The organism is Roseburia sp. OF03-24, from assembly GCF_003463035.1.
Taxonomy (GTDB): Bacteria; Bacillota; Clostridia; order Lachnospirales; family Lachnospiraceae; genus Roseburia; species Roseburia rectibacter.
This window is the reverse complement of the sequence record NZ_QSCK01000005.1, coordinates 31,838-51,578: the sequence shown is the minus strand read 5'-3', so window position 1 is coordinate 51,578 and position 19,741 is coordinate 31,838. Positions and strand designations below refer to the sequence as shown.

13 protein-coding genes are annotated in these 19,741 nt (G+C 43.6%); 1 reads left to right on the top strand and 12 read right to left on the bottom strand.

Annotated features, from left to right (window positions below):
* Positions 1–3 precede the first annotated feature (3 nt).
* Positions 4–624 carry a flavin reductase family protein gene (locus DXA60_RS03535; RefSeq protein ID WP_117919586.1) on the top strand — a complete coding sequence of 207 codons (621 nt, stop codon included), beginning with the start codon at positions 4–6 and terminating at the stop codon, positions 622–624.
* 65 nt (positions 625–689) lie between these two features.
* Here the strand turns inward: DXA60_RS03535 and DXA60_RS03530 are convergent, their stop codons facing one another.
* The 12 genes from DXA60_RS03530 to DXA60_RS03475 all read right to left on the bottom strand — a co-directional run bounded on the left by DXA60_RS03530 (position 690) and on the right by DXA60_RS03475 (position 19,740).
* Positions 690–2,390 carry a M3 family oligoendopeptidase gene (locus DXA60_RS03530; RefSeq protein WP_117919584.1) on the bottom strand — a complete coding sequence of 567 codons (1,701 nt, stop codon included), beginning with the start codon at positions 2,388–2,390 and terminating at the stop codon, positions 690–692.
* Positions 2,391–2,453: 63 nt separating this feature from the next.
* Complete coding sequence (locus DXA60_RS03525) at positions 2,454–3,629, bottom strand: hypothetical protein (protein WP_243006740.1); 1,176 nt, start codon at positions 3,627–3,629, stop codon at positions 2,454–2,456.
* A 101-nt stretch (positions 3,630–3,730) separates the two neighbouring features.
* On the bottom strand, positions 3,731–4,792 hold the full coding sequence (locus DXA60_RS03520) for an ABC transporter substrate-binding protein (RefSeq protein WP_117919580.1): 1,062 nt from the start codon (positions 4,790–4,792) through the stop codon (positions 3,731–3,733).
* Positions 4,793–4,863: 71 nt separating this feature from the next.
* Positions 4,864–5,880 carry an ABC transporter permease subunit gene (locus DXA60_RS03515; protein WP_006856929.1) on the bottom strand — a complete coding sequence of 339 codons (1,017 nt, stop codon included), beginning with the start codon at positions 5,878–5,880 and terminating at the stop codon, positions 4,864–4,866.
* The gene (locus DXA60_RS03510) at positions 5,880–6,944 is read right to left on the bottom strand and encodes an ABC transporter permease (protein WP_117919578.1); all 1,065 of its coding nucleotides are present in this window, start codon (positions 6,942–6,944) and stop codon (positions 5,880–5,882) included. The genes DXA60_RS03515 and DXA60_RS03510 overlap by 1 nt, the downstream gene beginning before the upstream one ends.
* Positions 6,937–8,457: a sugar ABC transporter ATP-binding protein gene (locus DXA60_RS03505; protein WP_015559982.1), complete on the bottom strand. Its 1,521-nt coding sequence runs from the start codon at positions 8,455–8,457 to the stop codon at positions 6,937–6,939. Before DXA60_RS03505 ends, DXA60_RS03510 begins: the two co-directional genes overlap by 8 nt.
* Positions 8,458–8,528: 71 nt before the next feature.
* Entirely contained in the window at positions 8,529–9,665 is a 1,137-nt protein-coding gene (locus DXA60_RS03500; RefSeq protein ID WP_015559981.1) for an ABC transporter substrate-binding protein, read from the bottom strand.
* A gap of 185 nt (positions 9,666–9,850) precedes the next feature.
* Positions 9,851–11,308 carry a sensor histidine kinase gene (locus DXA60_RS03495; protein ID WP_117919576.1) on the bottom strand — a complete coding sequence of 486 codons (1,458 nt, stop codon included), beginning with the start codon at positions 11,306–11,308 and terminating at the stop codon, positions 9,851–9,853.
* On the bottom strand, positions 11,305–12,939 hold the full coding sequence (locus tag DXA60_RS03490; RefSeq protein ID WP_442969709.1) for a response regulator transcription factor: 1,635 nt from the start codon (positions 12,937–12,939) through the stop codon (positions 11,305–11,307). The genes DXA60_RS03495 and DXA60_RS03490 overlap by 4 nt, the downstream gene beginning before the upstream one ends.
* Positions 12,940–13,141: 202 nt before the next feature.
* Positions 13,142–14,635 carry a glutamate synthase subunit beta gene (locus tag DXA60_RS03485; protein WP_117919572.1) on the bottom strand — a complete coding sequence of 498 codons (1,494 nt, stop codon included), beginning with the start codon at positions 14,633–14,635 and terminating at the stop codon, positions 13,142–13,144.
* A gap of 59 nt (positions 14,636–14,694) precedes the next feature.
* Complete coding sequence (gltB, locus tag DXA60_RS03480) at positions 14,695–19,269, bottom strand: glutamate synthase large subunit (RefSeq protein WP_117919570.1); 4,575 nt, start codon at positions 19,267–19,269, stop codon at positions 14,695–14,697.
* Between the two features lie 201 nt (positions 19,270–19,470).
* Complete coding sequence (locus tag DXA60_RS03475) at positions 19,471–19,740, bottom strand: hypothetical protein (RefSeq protein ID WP_117919568.1); 270 nt, start codon at positions 19,738–19,740, stop codon at positions 19,471–19,473.
* Position 19,741: the final 1 nt, after the last annotated feature.

The window sequence follows — 19,741 nt, the reverse complement described above, 5'->3', positions numbered from 1 at the left end:
TTTATGGCAAAACAATATTTTAAACCCGGCAACATGCTCTATCCGCTGCCTGCCGTTATGGTAAGCTGCCAGTATCCTGCCGGAAAAGAAGATGTACTCTGTACCAATCCAGATCTTGCCGGAAAACCAAATATCATCACCGTAGCATGGGCAGGAACCATATGTACCAATCCACCGATGTTGTCGATCTCTGTACGCCCGGAGCGCTACTCTTACCATATGATCGAAACTTCCGGCGAGTTTGTTGTAAATCTGACAACGGAGCAGTTAGTCCGCGCAACTGATTTTTGCGGTGTCCGCTCCGGAAAAGACATTGATAAATTCAAAGAAATGCATTTGACACCGCTCCCTTCGAAGGAGATTTCTGCACCGGGCATCGCAGAAAGTCCTGTCAATATCGAATGTAAGGTTCGGGAGATAAAACCGCTCGGAAGCCACACCATGTTTCTTGCTGATGTGGTGAATGTCACCGTAGATGATGCATTTTTTGATGAGAAAAATACATTTCACCTCAATGACACCGGACTTGTTACCTACTCCCATGGTGCCTACTTTTTACTCGGCAAAAAACTTGGCACTTTTGGATACAGTGTCGCAAAAAAGAAAGCAAAGAAACGGAAATAACCTCCGTTTCTTTGCTTTTTTTATTCTGTCAAGATACTGATACATCTATTGCATTTTATTTTCTCTTACATATATCTGCTGTTTAACAGATCATTTTTTGCAAGCTCAATGGCTTTTTCCACCGTTCCCTGCTCAAATGGATTCATCAGATGTGCGTAGCGCAGTGTCTCTAAATAGCTCATGCTGCCACCACATTTACAGAGATTTAAATAATCTTTCCATGCATCCTCATGATCTTTTCTGTCCTTGGTTTTAAACTCCATCGCTCCCATTGTCGTCAAAGTATAGTTGATATAATAGAATGGATAGAGATAAATATGCAGTTTATGATACCAGTAACCGCCACGGTCAAAGAAATCATCTGCCTCATATTTTCTCCAAGGCATATAAGTTTCTTCCAACTTCTTCCATGCAAGCGTGCGCTCCTTCGGTGTCATATCCGGGTTGCTGTAACAGATATGCTGGAATTCATCTACGGCTACGCCAAACGGTACAAATGTCAGGGCATCCTGCAAGTGTGCAAAACGATATTTATCTGCCTGCTCTCCAAAGAATTTTTCTGCATATGGATAAGCAAATTGTTCCATTGCCATGGAATGAATCTCTGCAATATCCGTTGACTCACTGTAATATGCAGTGATCGGCTGACTGCGCATTGCCATATATCCTGCAAACGCATGACCTAACTCATGTGACAGTACCTGCATGTCAAAGATCGTCTGGTTAAAACAGGAAAATACAAATGGTGCCTTGTAGCGGTCAAGAGATGTCATATATCCGGTAGATGCCTTGCCTGGCTTATTTTTCAGATCCATCAGTTCATGATCAATCATAAAATCAATGAACTCTCCGGTCTCCGGACTTAATTCATGGTACATTTTTCTCGCCTGATCCACCATGAAATCATCATCCCCTGCCGGAACTGCATTGCCATCCGGGAATACACGTTTTTCATCGTAAAACATCAAGGTATCCACACCAAGACGTTTTTTCTGTGCCTCATATAATTTTTCACAGAAAGGAACTAACACGGTACGCACCTGCTTGCGGAAAGCAGCCACTTCCTCCATGCCGTAATCAGTACGTCCCTGCTGCATATAGCCAACCGGGATAAAATTCTCATAACCAAGATTTTTTCCCATCTGTGTACGGATTTTGATCAGTTCATCCCAGATTTCTTCGAGACGTTTTTCATTGCCATGATAAAAATCGGAGTATGCCTTCACAGCCGCCTTGCGGACTTCGCGGTCCTCGTGTTCAAAGTACTTCTGTACACCATATAGATTCAGTGTTTTTCCATCAAATGGGATTGCTGCAGTTGCCATCATTTTTTCATATTCTTTGCAAAGTCTTGACTCCTGCTGCATCAGTGGAATATTTTCCTCACAGAAAGTCTTTTTCTGCAGATCCATCTGTGCAAAATACTGCTTTCCGTACTCCTTTTCAATATCCCCGCGGAACTTTGATTCCATCAGTGCATCATTCATCGCCAGAAGCTTTGGCATAACTGTCGGCACCATATCATTGATATACGCATCTTCTTTTTCATAAAATTCGTCTGTCGTATCTAAGGTATGACGGATAGATGCGATCGTGCAGTCCGTCGAAAAATTTTTCGACATCTCCTCCATCTGCTCCATATATCCTTTTAATTCTTCATAGGATGCTGCATTTTTGATTTTTTGTGTGATCTCCTCTGCAAATGCACCTACTTTTTCAAAATCTGGTCTTTTATATTCCAGTGTGCTGAATTTAAAATCTTCCATGTTTTATTTTGTCCTTTCTTCCTGCATTTCTATATGTTATTGGTCTTTGACCATAACAGACTTTTATTCTGCGCTCTCATTTTTGTCTTTCGCAATGTTTTCTGTCATCTGCTCTTTCACTTCACTTTCAGTTTTCTTCTCATTCTTATGACGGATTTTTTCCCACCATCCAATGATTTTTTCTACCGGCTGTTCCTGTTCTGATTTCTGCCGTGCTGCTTCACGTTCTGCCTTGCGTGCTTCCCGTTTCTTACGCCTTTCTTCTTCCTTTTCTTTGCGCGCTTTTTCTCTCTGTTCCTTCTTCTCGTTTTTCCGCTGCAGTTTTTCAAACGCTTTTTCTTTCAGACGCACTTCCTTTAAAGCCGCCTTCTCCATTTCTTTTATGTAACTGTTTGCCTTTTTGCGGTTGCGCTTATCCACGCGGTATGGATCGTAAGCAAAATAAGATATAGCCCCAAGCATCAGAACAACCACACCAGCGATCACAAAGATTGGAACTAACATATCATATTCCTTAAATTTCAGTTCGTAGCACACAAACACCGTCAGCATCACAGGGTAAAGTAACAGATATAAAATCTTGATCAGTACCTCAAAAAACGCTGCCTGTTTTCTGCCATTTGAAAGAAGCGTACCCTCAATTGCCGTATAAAATGCCATAAAAATACACAGTTCCGAACCAAACCCATGTAAAACACCACACACTGCCACTAAGATCAGCGACAGAAAAAACAGTGCAAACGCCGCTCCCTGATACCATGCATTGCGCCGTTCCTCCATACCCTGAAGCTTATCCTCGCTGATACCGTGCATCCGGTAAACTTCCGTTCTGATATGGCGTTCAAATTCTTCATTTAACTTCTGTTCTTCTTTTGTATTTTTCAGATTTGCTTCCACGGAGTCGATCATCCGATTGATATATTCCTGCTGCTGTCTAATCCGCTTACTGCGAAGCTGCTCTAATTCATTCTGCCTCTTTGCTTCTTCTTCGAGTTTTAAAACTTTTCCGATCCGTGGATTTTTGACTTCCATCTGCGTATAATCCGGTTCCGTTTCCATCTTCACATCTTCGCTCTCTATGATAACCGGATCTTCTACCTGTTCCATAACATTCTCTACATTTACCTTTTCCTTTTCTGTGGCACTCTGTTCTTTTGCTTTTTTCTTTTCCACGGCACTCTGTTCTTTTTCAGTTTCAGTTTTCACGGAACTTTGTTCCTGAAATTCCTCTTCTGCCATACTGCTCTTCTCCTCTGTTTTATTTGATTTCCCAGTATAATTTATTTCAATATTATACAAAAATAAAACCAAAGAAGCAATATACACACTTTCCCTATTGTCTAATAGGATCTGTCTTTCAGGATTGATTTCAGATCCATCGTGTAATCAAAATATCCTTCCTCCACATACTGGACTTTATCGACCTCTTCCCCGTTTTCCATATGCCGGATCGTCTGTTCGACCAAAGGGGCTGTCAGCGGATTGCACTCAAAATCAGCCATGATCTTCTCATCCTGCATCACCGTAAGCGCATCTTTTACTGCATCAAATGAGATCACGATCACATCACCATCTGTTCCCATTTTCTTTCCTGCCGCCTCAAGCGCATCGATCACGCCAAACGTCATATTGTCGTTTTCACTGATCACAACATCGATATCATCGTACTTCTCTAAAAAATCTTCCATGACTTCCTGACCTTTTGCCTGTGTAAAATCGCCCGACTGTTTTTCAAGCATCACCCAGTCTGAGTGTTTTTTTAATATTTTTTCAAAACCGTCCGACCGCCCGATCTGTGCGGAGGAACCTGGCGTCCCCTGCAGTGTGACTAAATGGATCGTCTCATCTTCTCTTCCCTGTTCTTTTAAATAATTTTCAAGCCATTCCCCCGCCTTTATTCCCTCTTCACAAAAATTACTTCCTACCCAGCAGCTGTAAAGGCTTTCATCGCCGACTTCCACGGTACGGTCAGAGAGAATGACAGGGATTCCTGCCTCCTTTGCCTCCTCAAGCACCGCTTCCCATCCCGTTTCCACAACCGGATCTAAAATAATATAGTCCACATCCTGTAGGATAAAGTTGCGGATCGCCTTGACCTGATTTTCCTGTTTCTGCTGTCCATCCTCAAAAATCAGATAATAACCGTTTTCTTCCGTAAAAATATTTTTAAATGACTGCGTATTCGTTGTTCTCCAGTCTGACTCTGAACCGACCTGTGCATAGCCTACCACAATACACCCATCATGACCTGCCATCTCCTCCGTGTCCAGTCCATTCGTGCGCTGCCCTCTTTTTTCTCCACATCCTGCCAGCAAAAATATTGCCCCAAGTACCGTGATTCCTGCTGATACCCACCTTTTGTTTAACATATCTCCTCCGAACCCATAACCTTTGCTTTTCATTATATACCAAAAAGCCGCCGCACATAAATAGAGAATTTTCTCTGTGCGACAGCTTTTTCTTATTCACTTTATTATTTACTGCTCTCTTTCATCTTTGCAAAAATACTCTGTAACACAATAAAGAAACAAAGTAATGCTGCAACTGCGATGCTCGACCAGGAACTTAAGAGCTTACCATTGGTCTTTACCAGAGTTGAGATTGTACCGTTGATCAGTACACCGAAGAAGGAACCAATCACATTTCCAACTCCTCCGGTCAGGAGCGTTCCACCGATAACGGATGATGCAATGGCATCCATCTCTAATCCAAGTGCCTGCTGCACGTTGCCGGACATGGTATTCAAGCAATAGCAGATACCGCCGATCGAACAGAGGAAAGAAGATAACACATAAGCTTTTAATTTTGTCTTTTTCACATCAAGTCCCATCATGGTCGCTGACTGCTCACTGCCGCCAACTGCATAAAGACTTCTTCCGAATTTGGTGTAGCGGAGCATCAGAAATACCACGACTAACACTACCAGTGCCACAACCACGGAAATACGGATAAACGGTACCTGTACCACGCCTTTACCATTGACATAAGATCCAAACGGAAGTTTGATCTTGGCATTTGCAAGTTTTACAAAAAATTCATTGCTGCTGATCGATACCTGATCCGTACAGATCACAGCCGTCATACCTCTTGCGAAGAACATTCCCGCCATCGTCACAATAAATGGCTGGATATTTAAATATCCGACACAGAAACCCTGTACAATTCCAAATACAACGCCGATCAAAAGGACCAGAATACAAAGAACCACTGCGTTCATGTTCCATCTCTCCATTCCGACCGCAAGAAACATACAGTCCATAGCTACAAGAGAACCAACCGAGATGTCGATTCCGCCTGTCAGCATAACACATGTCATTCCACAGGTAATGCATAAGAGTCCCGCATTATTGATCAGTACATTTAAAAATGTCTGCAGGTGTGTAAATCCCTTATTTGCATAAATCGCACATCCGACTGCATACATGACGAAGAATAAAACGATTGTGATGATCAAAAGTACCGTGTTTCCATTCATTTTCTTTTTCTTCATTATGCGACACCTCCTTTTGCCAGCTGTCTTTTTGCAGACATCTTTTTCATATAATCCTTAAACGGAGGCGCCTGGATCGCAACGATGATGATAACAATGACCGCCTTGTATACCGGTGCCTGTTCGGTGGAAACACCCAGCGCATACAGTGTTGTCGTGATCGCCTGGATCGTATATGCACCGATAATAGAACCGGTAAGACGGAACTTTCCGCCGCCAAGACTGTTACCGCCAAGTGCAACTGCAAGAATTGCATCCAGCTCAAAGTTTAATCCGATATTGTTAGAATCTGCAGAACTGATACGGGAAGATGCCACAATTCCGGCAATTCCGGCGCAAAGTCCACAGACAATGTAGCACAGGAAAATAATTCTTTCTGATTTGATACCTGCAATACGGGAAGCCTTTTTGTTGATACCAACACTCTGTACATATAACCCCAGCGCCGTCTTTTTTAGTATCAGGGAAGTGATTATGATACATACGGCTGCCACAACAATCGGTGTCGGGATAAATCCAAGATATCCACCAAAAATTTTAAAGGAATCCTCTCTTACATACACAATCATATTATTACATAATAACAGACCGATCGCTCTTGCTGCCGAGAATAAAATAAGCGTTGCGACCATCGGCTGTACATTCAGATACGATACTAACAATCCGTTAAATGCACCGCAGACACATCCGATCAGGATACCGCCAAGCACTCCGATGATAAGCGGTCTCGCCAGTTCATTCGTGGAGGAAACTCCATAGCCTGCAAGCAGCATACAGCAGAACGACGCTGCCAGTGACATGACCGAACCAACGGAAATATCAGTACCTGCAGAACAGGATACAACCAGAGTCATTCCGATCGCAAGGATCGCGATCTCACTTCCACGGTTTAAGATATCGATAATACGTCCATACAATACTCCGTTTCGAATGGAGATCGTAAAGAAATTAAATGCAAAATTTCCCGATGCAACATCGTAAATGATATTTACCGCCATTACCAATAACATACAAAAGATAGGCAGAAACAGCGGTTTGCTGATCAGTTTCTTTATATTATTCATTTGTGCCACCTCCTGCGATCGCCTGCATTACATGTTCCTGTGTCAGATTATCCGTGATCTCACCAACTTTTTCCCCATCTCTTAATACGACAAGTTTCGAACAGGTTCGAAGCATCTCTTCGATCTCAGAAGAAATAAAGATCAGGCTCTTTCCCTCCTCCGCTAACTGGATCACAAGTTTCTGGATCTCTGTCTTTGTTCCGACATCGATACCACGCGTCGGTTCATCTAAAATTAAAAATTCCGGATCGGTCGCAAGCCAGCGCGCTAAGATCACCTTCTGCTGGTTACCACCGGAGAGCTGTTTAATCAGTGTCTCCCTGTTTGCGGTCTTGATCTGAAGAAGTTCTATGTATTTGTCCGCGATCTCGATCTGCTTACTCATCGGCAGCAGTTTGAATATTCCACGTTTTGCCTGCAGTGCAAGAATAATATTTTCCCTTACCGACAGGTCACCTATGATACCTTCTGCCTTTCTGTCATCCGGCAATAGTCCCATTCCAAGGTTCATGGCATCGATCGGAGCATTGATCTTTACTTCTTTTCCCGCCACTTTCAGCTCTCCGGTCTGATTTTTGTCCGCGCCGTAAATAACACGTGCTAACTCACTTCTACCAGAACCTAAAAGTCCGGTCAATCCGACTACCTCTCCCTTATGGATCTGTAAGTCAAACGGTTTGATTTTTCCTTTATGGCTCAATCCCTTTGCATCGATAAACAGCGGTTCCTTTGAAAAGTCTTTCGCCTGCTCTGTTTTTACGGCCGCAAGATCATCAAAATCTTTTCCCATCATTGCCGCAACCAGACGCACCCTCGGCAGTTCTTCGATTGGATATTCCCCGACTAATTTACCGTTTCTGAGTACTGTGATACGGTCACAGACCGCATAGACCTGCTCTAAAAAATGGGTTACAAACACGATTGCAACTCCCTTTTCTTTCAGCTGACGCATCAGGGTAAATAATTTTTCTACTTCATGGTCATCCAACGATGACGTCGGCTCATCTAAGATAAGTACTTTACATTCCATATCCACCGCTCTCGCGATTGCGATCATCTGCTGCAGGGCAAGTGAATATTCTTCCAGATTCTGCGTTACATCAATTTTTATATCCAGACTGTCCATGATCTTTTCCGATTTTGCGACCATGGTCTTCCAGTCGATCGTTCCAAGTTTTGTTTTCGGTTCCCTTCCAATAAATAAATTCTCTGCAACACTAAGATTCGGGCAAAGATTTACCTCCTGATACACAGTGGAAATGCCCTTTTTCTGTGCATCCAGCGTCGAATGATTGACAACCGGACCATCGATGCCCTCCACATGTATTTCTCCTGCCTCAAATGCATTGATTCCTGTCAGACATTTGATCAGCGTAGATTTTCCGGCACCATTTTCCCCCATCAGTGCCATGATCTCACCTTTGCGTAATGTAAGATCCACATGATCCAATGCTTTTACTCCCGGAAATGTCATGGTTATTCCGCGCATGGTCAATACAACATTACTCTCCATCTTCCTTCACCCTTTCTTTAAAATGGGAGAGACCAGATGGTCTCCCCCGCATTTTATGCCATCAGGTTTGATTAGTACTGGGCATCTACGATTTCTTTTGTGACAACGGTCAGATCCTGATCTTCTCCATTTACATTGATCGTAGAAAGGACATCCTCATTTACGAACCAGTGTTCTGTCATGTATACTTCTTTCTCCGGAGTCTCACCAGCCTGAAGCTGTTTGATAACTTCCTCTACGAACGGAGCTGCAAGCGGGTTACACTCAAAGTCTGCATTGATGTCACCGGACATTACATACTCAAGTCCTGCGGTACATGCATCAAAGGAAACAAGGATCACATCACCATCTACACCGTAGGAGATACCAGCTGCCTTCATTGCATCCATTGCACCGAATGCTTCGTTATCGTTCTGGCATACAACAACATTAAATTTACCTTCATAACTCTTGATGTAGGACTCCATGACTTCCTGTCCGCCTGCCTGTGTGAAATCACCTGTCTGGGAATCTAAGATATTCCATCCATTTGCATCTGCAATCTCTTTAAATCCGTCGGTACGTCCGATCGTTGCGGAAGCTCCGGTAGATCCCTCGATCACAAGTACATTGACATCACTGATGCCCTTTGCATCTGTATATGCTTTTAACCACTCTCCTGCTGCAAGACCTTCTGTCTTGAAGTTAGAACCTACCCATGAAACATATTTATCTGAGTCATCGATCGTACGGTCAATGACGATAACCGGAATTCCTGCTTCCTCGCACTCTGTCAGTACAGTGTCCCATCCGGTTGATACGATCGGATCGATGATGATATAATCAACATCCTGCTCGATAAATCCTCTGACTGCCTCTAACTGTACTGCAGAATCATTATCACAGTCTACAAACTGAAGATCGTATCCATTGTCTGCGGAAAAAACACTTAAACAGGAATCTGTGGAAGCGGTACGCCAGTCAGATTCGTGTCCAACCTGTGCAAAACCAATTGTAACCGTATCACCGCTTGCTGCGGAGCTCTCTGTTCCGGCTGCCTCTGCGCTGTCATCTGTCTGATCTGCAGCAGCTGCATCATCTGTTTTTGCTGCGGCATCATTGGATGCACCCGCATTACCTGTTGACGTGTTTGCGCTGTTTCCGCATCCTGCTAACATTGTTGCCCCTAATGCCATACACATTACCATACTCACCAATTTTCTTTTCATTTCAAAAACCTCCCATAGTTTTTTTAGATTTGGTTTCGTTGCTAACCATGGTCTAATTATAACTGTGAGAGGTTTTTATGAATACCGAATTAAATTTGAATTAAGTATAATTTTTTACTAAATTGTGAACAGCTTTCATATATTTCGGTAAAAAAGTGTATTTTTTTTGGAAAAATGTGTATTTTTTATGAACTGCTTTCTGTTCTTACCGGAATTCTTACCCAGACTTCCGTTTCTTCCCCGTAGGTACTCTGCACTTTCAGTCCATATTCCGTGCCATAATGCAACTGGATGCGTTGATTGACATTAAACAGTCCAAATCCGTCATTTTCTTTTTTCGTATTGCCATCCTCTTTTAACATCGCGCATACTTCTGCAAGTCTCTGTTTATCCATCCCGATCCCGTTATCTTTTACCTTAAAGATCAAGACATCCGCACAACGCTCCGCCGAGACCGTGATATGTCCCTTTCCACGCTTGTTTTTTATGCCATGGTAAAGTGCATTTTCCACTAACGGCTGAAGTGTCAGTTTGATGACCTCATAACCGTAATATTCCTCCGGGATCGCAATCTCATAATCTAAAATGTCCCGGTAGCGGAACTGCTGGATCTCTAAATAGCTGCGGATATGCTCTGTCTCTTCTTTCACGGAGACAAACTCCCTTCCCTTACTCAAAGAAGTCCTGAAAAATGTGGACAGGGAGGACACCATCATTACGACCTCGTCTGTCTTTTTTGACTCGGCAAGCCAGATGATATTATCGAGCGTGTTATATAAGAAATGAGGATTGATCTGCTCCTGCAGCACCCGAAGCTCTGCTGCCCTTAAATTCAACTCCTCCGTATGGATATCTTCCACAAGGTTGCCGATTTTTTCCACCATCTGGTTAAAACTCTTATTTAGCACCTCAATCTCTTCCGGTCCGGTTTTCACCGCCCGGATTCTGAAATCGCCACCCCCGGCAGCCACTGCGGCATCGCACAGCTCCCCGATTGGTTCTGTGATGCCCGTCACGATTTTTCTGCTGACTGCAAATGCACCCACTAAGATCACCAGTAAAATACCGCTCGTGATCGCAATCGCCTGCTCCACATCATTACGGATCCCACCCCGCAGATCCTCCATGTTCATGCTCTCGTAATAAATATAATACTGGATCTGTTCCTGGATCAGCTCCGTCAGCACCCTGATATTTAAGTCCAAACTCTCCATATTTGTCTCATAAGATCCACTGACTAACGCATCTTCCTCAATCTCCTGCACCCTTTTTTCAAGGGTGTCAAGACTCTTTAAAATTCGCGAGAGACGCTGTTTCGCATATGCGGAATCGGCATCCTCTGCCAATTTCCCAAACACCTCTCTCGCCTCTTTGATCATCTTTTGCGGCTTTTGTGTATCGACTAACTCCTCCGCACGTTCCGAATTAACCACGATAATGTACATCACATAGTCGATATCTTCCTTGAATCCGATGTTATATGCATTTGCCTTTGTGATCTTCTCCACAATATGGTCATATTTTGACGATACATTGTTGATCATAAAAAGCAAATATGTGATCATAACCGTTAGTGGGATCACACAGATAAGAAGCAACAGATACAACCTGTTTTTTAATGAAAATTTTTTTCTTACGTTCATAATTTTTCCTGTTCCTGCTCTGGTCTGTCACTCCTGTTTCTGTATTCCCGCGGCGTACACCCCTGTGTCTTTTTAAACAGGTTACTGAAATAATGTGCATCCCGGAAACCGACTTCAAATGCAATCTCCGTGGTCTTAGTCCCGGTCGTCCGCAATAACTGTTTTGCCTTATCCATGCGCACCTTTGTCAGATACTCAACAAACGTCACTCCCGTCTCCTGTCCGAATACAGTGCTGAAATGGCTCGAACTTAAATTTACCTCCGAAGCGACCATATTTAAGGAGATATCCTCATGATTATAGTTATCTTCTATGTAGGATTTTGCATGTTGGATCAGATTGTCATATCTGCGTTCCATGCCCTGCTCCCGCAGTTCGATCACTGCCCCGAACAGATTTTTGATGTACTCCCTCGCCTGTCCTGCAGTGCCAAGAAAAATTTCCATCTTCTGCGCATCTTTGTACTGTTCCAACAGATTTTCACTGGTATATCCGCTTTTTTCCAACACGGAGACCGCGCTCACATACAGATCCATCAGCACATACTGACGCAGCAGAACCGACTGTAAGCTACCGTTTGAGATTTTCCGGAAATAATCATCCACAAACCCGGATACTTCCTCTTTTCTTCCTGTATACAAAAACTGTTCCACCTGTCTGCGGTCGATCCCGGACACATTGAGTTCCCCAAGATCTAATGTCTCTTTTGTTTCCATCTCATTTTCTATCTTCTTTACCTGTTCCGTGATCTTATTTTTCTCTAAGGAATACCGCTTTGCAAAAAGAAGATTCGCTTCCTCGTAACATTTTTTGATCTCGCTGAACCGTGTGACCGGTATCCCGTATACCGCGGCATAATCGATCTTATTTTCCCCGCAGAGATATATTTCAAGTTCCTGTTCAATGGCATTTTTCAGCTGTTCAAGCGTCACACCATTTTCCTCTTTCAGTACCAGATGATATTCCCCACAGCTTAGTTTTGCGCGGATCACACTCGAACCGTATGCAAAAAACTGTTCCATATGATCTTCAAATGCTTCATCTTTTTCATAAAACGTCTCCGTCCCATCCTCGAAAAAGAGCTGTAACATAAAAACATTGTAGCGCTCCGCTGCCAGTTCGATTTCCTGTTCTCTGGCCTCTTTTAACACCTCCGAAAAGGAGTGCTCACCGGATACGATATGTCGGAACAGTCTTCTTTTTGTAAGTGTTTTCTGTTCTTTTTCGTTTTTTGTCTCTTCCTGTCTGCCTCTCCTGCTGTAAATTTTTTCTGCGATCCGCCTGATTGCTTCTAAAAGCTGTGCACTGGTCACCGGTTTCAGCAGATAGTCTTCCACACCGATCGAGATAGCTTCTTTTGCATAATCAAACTCACCATATCCGCTCAGAATCAGGATACTCGTATCCGGAAGTTCCTGTTTTACGATCCGGCTAAGTTCCAGTCCATCCATAAAAGGCATCCTGATGTCCGTGATCAGGATGTCCGGTTTTAGTTTCTGAATCATCGGATACGCGAGTTCTCCATCACTCGCCTCACCAACAAATTCAAATCCTTCCTCCTGCCATGCAATATTATTTCGTATCCCCTCCCGCATTACAATCTCATCTTCTGCCAGAAAAATTTTCAACATCGTTTCTGTTTCCCCCATCATATCTTCTTCCCGGACTCCCCATCCGCCGGAAAATCTATATGATGAAAATAGCACATTCCATAAAATGTTTCAATAAACAACTTTTGAAAAAGACCGGAGCCGCATGATTTCATATAGTGTCCCAAATCATGTCACTCCGGTCTTTTATTATATTATTTCCATCAACAATTTTTATTTTTCCCTATTGTACCGACAGGTAAGAATATCCCATAAGACTCTCATCTACCGCATGTGCAACCTCACGTCCCTCACGGATTGCCCATACAACAAGAGACTGTCCTCTGTGCACATCACCTGCTGCAAATACATTTTTCACACTTGTTGCATATGCGCCCTCTGCGGTTGAAATGTTCGTTCTTGCATTTAACTCAACACCAAATGCATCAGCGACATATTTCTCTGTTCCAAGGAATCCTGCTGCTATAAGAACCAGATCTGCATCCAGTTTTGCCTCAGAACCCGGAACTTCTGCCATCATCATACGTCCGGTCTTTTCATCCTTTTTACTTTCTAACTTCACGGTAATAATACCATTTAAATTACCGTTTTTATCTTTTAAAAATTCTTTGACTGTTGTCTGGTAAATACGCGGATCATGCCCGAATACAGCAATTGCTTCTTCCTGACCGTAGTCTGTCTTGCAGACTCTCGGCCACTCCGGCCATGGATTGTTCTCTGCCCTCATATCCGGTGCTTTCGGCATCATTTCAAGCTGAGCCACGCTCGCACAGCCATGGCGGATGGATGTTCCGACACAGTCGTTTCCGGTATCACCTCCACCGATGATGACCACTTTTTTACCTTTTGCAGAAATATAATTGTTATCTTTCAGGTCAGAATCTAAAAGGCTCTTTGTGGTTGCCTTTAAGAAATCCACTGCAAAATAAATTCCTTTTGCATCACGTCCCGGTGCTTTGATATCACGCGGATTTTTTGCACCGCAGGCTAAGATCACGCGGTCATAATCCTTTAACAGCTTGGCAGCTTTTACGTCTTTGCCCACGTTGACTCCTGTGATAAATTCCACACCTTCTTCTTTCATGATATCCACTTTACGGTCGATCACCCATTTTTCCAGTTTCATATTCGGGATACCATACATTAAAAGTCCGCCGATGCGGTCATCTCTCTCGAATACAGTTACCTGATGACCACGTTTGTTTAACTGGTCTGCTGCCGCAAGTCCTGCAGGACCGGAACCAATGATCGCAACTTTCTTTCCGGTGCGCACTCTCGGCGGTTTTGCTGCTGCATATCCTTTTGCGTAAGCATTTTCGATAATTCCGTGCTCATTTGCCTTGCAGGTAACAGGATCTTCCCAGTGACCACAGGTGCAGGCTGCTTCACAGAGAGCCGGGCAGACACGTGATGTAAATTCCGGGAAGTTATTGGTTTTCTTTAAACGGTTATATGCCTGCTCCCAGTTGCCCGTGTAGACAAGATCGTTCCATTCAGGCACCAGATTGTGCAGTGGACATCCACTTGTCATTCCCATGATCGTCATACCTGACTGGCAGAACGGCACACCGCAATTCATACATCTTGCACCCTGAATCTGCTGTTTTTCCATGGAAAGCGGTATATGAAATTCTTTAAAGTTTTTGATGCGCTCTTTTGGCTCGATCGCTTTGGCATCTTCTCTCTCATAATCTATAAATCCAGTTGGTTTTCCCATTATTGATATCCTCCATCATGATGCCATGCGGCATGCCGCCGCACGAACATCTTTCTCATTTAACCTCTTGTGTTTGCATAGAATGCTTCGATCTGCGCCTGTTCTGAGGATAAACCTTTCTCCTCCATCTGAACGATTGCCATCAGCATCCGGTTATAATCGTATGGAATGACCTTTTTGAATTTCGGCAGATATTCGCTGAAATTATCAAGGATCTCTTTTCCTTTTTCGGAATTGGTCAATGCCACATGCTCTTTGATCATGTCTTTTAATTCCATAACGTCATATTTATTGGATATTTCTTCGGAAAATACCATTTCTTTATTCATTCTTGTATACAGATCGTTGTCTTCGTCGAGTACATATGCGATACCGCCGCTCATACCTGCTGCAAAGTTCTTTCCAGTCTTACCAAGGACTACAACACGTCCGCCGGTCATATACTCACATCCATGATCGCCGACTCCCTCAACAACTGCGGATGCACCGGAGTTACGGACACAGAAACGCTCGCCTGCAACACCACTGATAAATGCTTTTCCACTGGTTGCTCCGTAAAGAGCTACGTTACCGATGATGATATTCTCATCTTTTTTGTATTTTACGCCTGCCGGTGCATAGACAACCAGTTTTCCGCCGGAAAGACCCTTTCCAAAGTAATCATTGGAATCCCCGACTAACTCTAAGGTCAGCCCTTTCGGGATAAATGCACCAAAACTCTGTCCGCCTGCGCCACTGCATTTTACAATAAATGTATCTTCCGGAAGTCCCTCACCACCATATTTCTTTGTGATCTCAGAACCAAAGATCGTACCGAAGGAACGGTCGGTGTTTGTCACTTCCACATCAATACTTCTGCGCTGCTGTTTTTCAAGTGCTGGTCCTAACTGTTTTAAGAGCACCGTGATATCTTTTGATTTTTCCAGTTCGAAATCATAAACCTGTTTCGGATCAAAGATAACTTTCTTTTTCTGGTCTGCAAATGGGTTGTTTAAGATCTTGGAAAGATCAATTTCTTTCTCCCTGCCGCTTAAGTCCTCACGAACCTTTAACAGATCACTTCTGCCGACCATCTCATCAATCGTCTTACAGCCGAGTTTTGCCATGTATTCTCTTAGCTCTGCTGCAATGAAACGCATAAAATTCTCAACATATTCCGGTTTTCCTGCAAAACGTTTGCGCAGTTCCGGGTTCTGTGTTGCAATACCTGCCGGACAGGTATCTAAATTACAAACACGCATCATGACACAGCCTAACGTTACAAGCGGAGCTGTTGCAAAACCATATTCTTCCGCACCGAGCAGTGCTGCGATTGCAACGTCACGGCCACTCATTAACTTACCATCTGTCTCAATGCGGACTTTATTTCTAAGTCCGTTCATGATCAGAGTCTGGTGTGTCTCGGAAAGTCCAAGCTCCCAAGGAAGACCTGCATTGTGGATAGAGCTTGCCGGAGCTGCACCGGTACCACCGTCATAACCAGAGATCAGTACAACCTGTGCACCTGCTTTTGCAACACCGGCTGCGACGGTACCCACACCTGCCTCAGATACCAGTTTTACTGTGATTCTCGCATCACGGTTCGAGTTCTTTAAGTCAAAGATCAACTGTTCAAGATCCTCGATGGAGTAGATATCGTGATGTGGCGGCGGGGAAATAAGAGCCACACCCGGTGTGGAAAGTCTTGTTTTTGCGATCCACGGATAAACTTTTTTGCCCGGAAGATGTCCGCCTTCACCAGGTTTTGCACCCTGTGCCATCTTGATCTGGATTTCCTGTGCACTGACTAAGTACTGGCTGGTAACACCAAAACGTCCGGATGCGACCTGTTTGATCGCAGAACAACGGTTCACACTGCTGTTTTTACTTGCGATACGTTCTGCATCCTCACCACCTTCACCGGAGTTGGATTTACCGTGCAGACGGTTCATTGCGATCGCAAGTGTCTCATGCGCTTCCTGTGAAATAGAACCATAGGACATAGCACCTGTTTTAAATCTCTGAACAATAGATTCCACACTCTCGACTTCTTCAAGCGGCACGCCTTTTTTCGGATAATTGAAATCCATCAGTCCACGCAGTGTGATCTCTCTTTCTTCCTTATTTACTAAATCTGTATACTGTTTAAATAACTCATAATCGCCACGTCTGGTTGCTTCCTGTAACAGATGGATCGTTGCCGGGTTATAAAGGTGTGGATCTGCCCCGCTTCTCATCTTATGACGTCCGCGGCTCTCTAAGGTCAGATCGGATTCAAGTCCGAGCGGATCATAGGCTGCGGAGTGAAGCTCATTGACATCGTTTTCGATATCTTTTAATGTGATACCGCCAATACGGCTGACTGTGTTGGTAAAATATTTGTCAATGACATTTTTATCGATACCGATCGCCTCGAAGATCTTAGAACCTTCGTAAGACTGGATCGTGGAAATACCCATCTTGGATGCGATCTTTACGATGCCGTTTAAGATTGCATTGTTATAATCCTGTACTGCTGCATAGTAATCTTTGTCAAGCATATGCTCGTCTACAAGCTGTTTTACTGTATCCTGTACCAGATATGGGTTGATTGCGCAGGCACCATAGCCAAGCAGTGTTGCAAAATGATGTACCTCTCTCGGTTCACCGGACTCTAAGATCATCGCAACGGATGTTCTCTTTTTCGTTCTTACCAGATGCTGCTGTAAGGCAGATACGGCGAGCAGTGATGGGATCGGTACATGGTTCTCATCAATTCCACGGTCGGAAAGGATCAGGATATTTGCACCATCTCTGTATGCACGGTCTGCCTCCACAAACAGACGGTCGATCGCTTTTTCAAGGCTTGTGTTTTTATAATAAATGATTGGAATCACTTCTACCTTAAATCCCGGCACCTTCATAGCTTTGATCTTCATCAGGTCTGTATTTGTCAGGATCGGGTTATTAACCTTTAATACCTGACAGTTCTCTGCCTTTTCCTCTAAGAGGTTACCGTCCTCACCGATATAAACTGTTGTGGATGTTACAACTTTCTCACGGATCGAATCGATTGGCGGGTTCGTTACCTGGGCGAACAGCTGTTTGAAATAATTGAATAACGGCTGATGATCACTTGCAAGTGCAGCAAGTGGTGTATCAATACCCATGGCAGATGTACCCTCGCCGCCGTTCTTTGCCATCGGAAGGATTGCTTCACGCAGGGACTCGAAAGTATAACCGAATGCTTTTTGCATTCTCTGGCGTTCTTCCTTGGTATATTCCGGCACACGCTCGTTCGGAATTTTCAAATCTTCCAGTTTTAAGAGGTTGCGGTCAAGCCATTCACCATATGGCTGCTTGTTTGCATAAGTCTCTTTCAACTCATCATCATCGATCACACGGCCTGCAACGGTATCAACTAAAAGCATTTTACCAGGACGTAAGCGCTCTTTTACAAGAATCTTTGTCGGATCGATATCAAGTACGCCGACCTCAGAGGAAAGGATCAGATAATCATCATCGGTAATGTAGTAACGGGATGGACGCAGTCCGTTGCGGTCAAGTACCGCTCCCATCATATCACCATCGGAAAATAGAATAGATGCAGGTCCGTCCCATGGCTCCATCATCGTTGCGTAATACTGATAAAAATCTTTTTTCTTCTGTGACATGATACGGTTGTTTGCCCATGGTTCCGGGATCATGATCATGACTGCAAGTGGAAGATCCATACCGCTCATAACCAGAAACTCCAAGGTATTATCAAGCATTGCGGAATCAGAACCCTCGGAATTGATAACCGGCAGTACCTTCTGAAGTTCTCCCTTTAAGTGTTCGGATTCCATTGTCTCCTCACGTGCAAGCATCTTGTCCGCATTACCCTTGATGGTATTGATCTCACCGTTATGTACGATGAAACGGTTTGGATGTGCTCTCTCCCAGCTCGGATTCGTGTTCGTGGAGAAACGGGAATGAACCGTTGCAATCGCTGATTCGTAATCTTTATCCTGTAAGTCAGCAAAAAATAAACGAAGCTGCTCTACCAAAAACATTCCTTTGTATACGATGGTTCTGCTGGACAAAGAAACCACATACGTATCATCGTTAGACTGTTCGAAAACACGTCTTGCAACATAAAGTTTACGGTCAAAGTCAAGTCCCTTTGCCACCTCTGCCGGACGTTTGACAAAGCCCTGCATGATATATGGCATACAGTCAACTGCTTTCTGTCCGAGTTTGGTCGGATCGGTCGGAACTTCTCTCCATCCTAAGAACTCCATTCCTTCCTTGTTGACAATGACTTCAAACATTTTCTTCGCCTGATTGCGTTTTAATTCATCCTGTGGGAAGAAAAACATGCCGACACCGTAATCTCTCTCATCTCCAAGCTCGATGCCAAGTGGTTTTGTCACTTTCGAGAAAAACTTATGTGATACCTGAAGCAGAATACCAACACCGTCACCTGTCTTGCCCTCTGCATCTTTACCTGCCCTGTGTTTCAAGTTTTCTACGATCTTTAATGCATTCTCTACCGTTGCATGTGTCTTGATACCTTTGATATTGACAACAGCACCGATACCGCAGTTATCATGCTCAAATCTCGGATCATACATTCCGGTTTCCTTCTTGTAGCTGCCTGTTACAGAAAAACGGTCTAATTTCTGCTCTTTCATCTTCAACTTCCTTTCTCCATCTGCTCGTCTGTCTTTGTCAGAAAAACAGTTGTCTTTTGCTGGATTTGTTATGTATTAATATACAACTTTCGAATCCGTTTGTCTACTATTTTTTTCGTTATATTGTCTGATAATATGTCAATTACGCATTATTATATATAGTTATCTGTCTTTTTATTTTATTTTTGTTTCAAGTCATATTTATACAAACAATTGCATAAAAAGAAGATGCAAAAAAATTTCATTAATTTTTCTGTATCTTCGCATTTTTACCAGTTTTATTAAATTGTGTCTAAATTGTATCTGTGTATTTTTTCTGTTTTTGGTAAATCCTACGCTCTTATGTATCGTATCCGCGATTGCCTGCACAATTCCATCTCCCGGATTCGGGATCAGCCGCATGTTCAGTGACATCGCAGCCCCCACTCCGGTCAGAACGATCGCAAGCAGCAGAAACAGGAATCTGCCCACA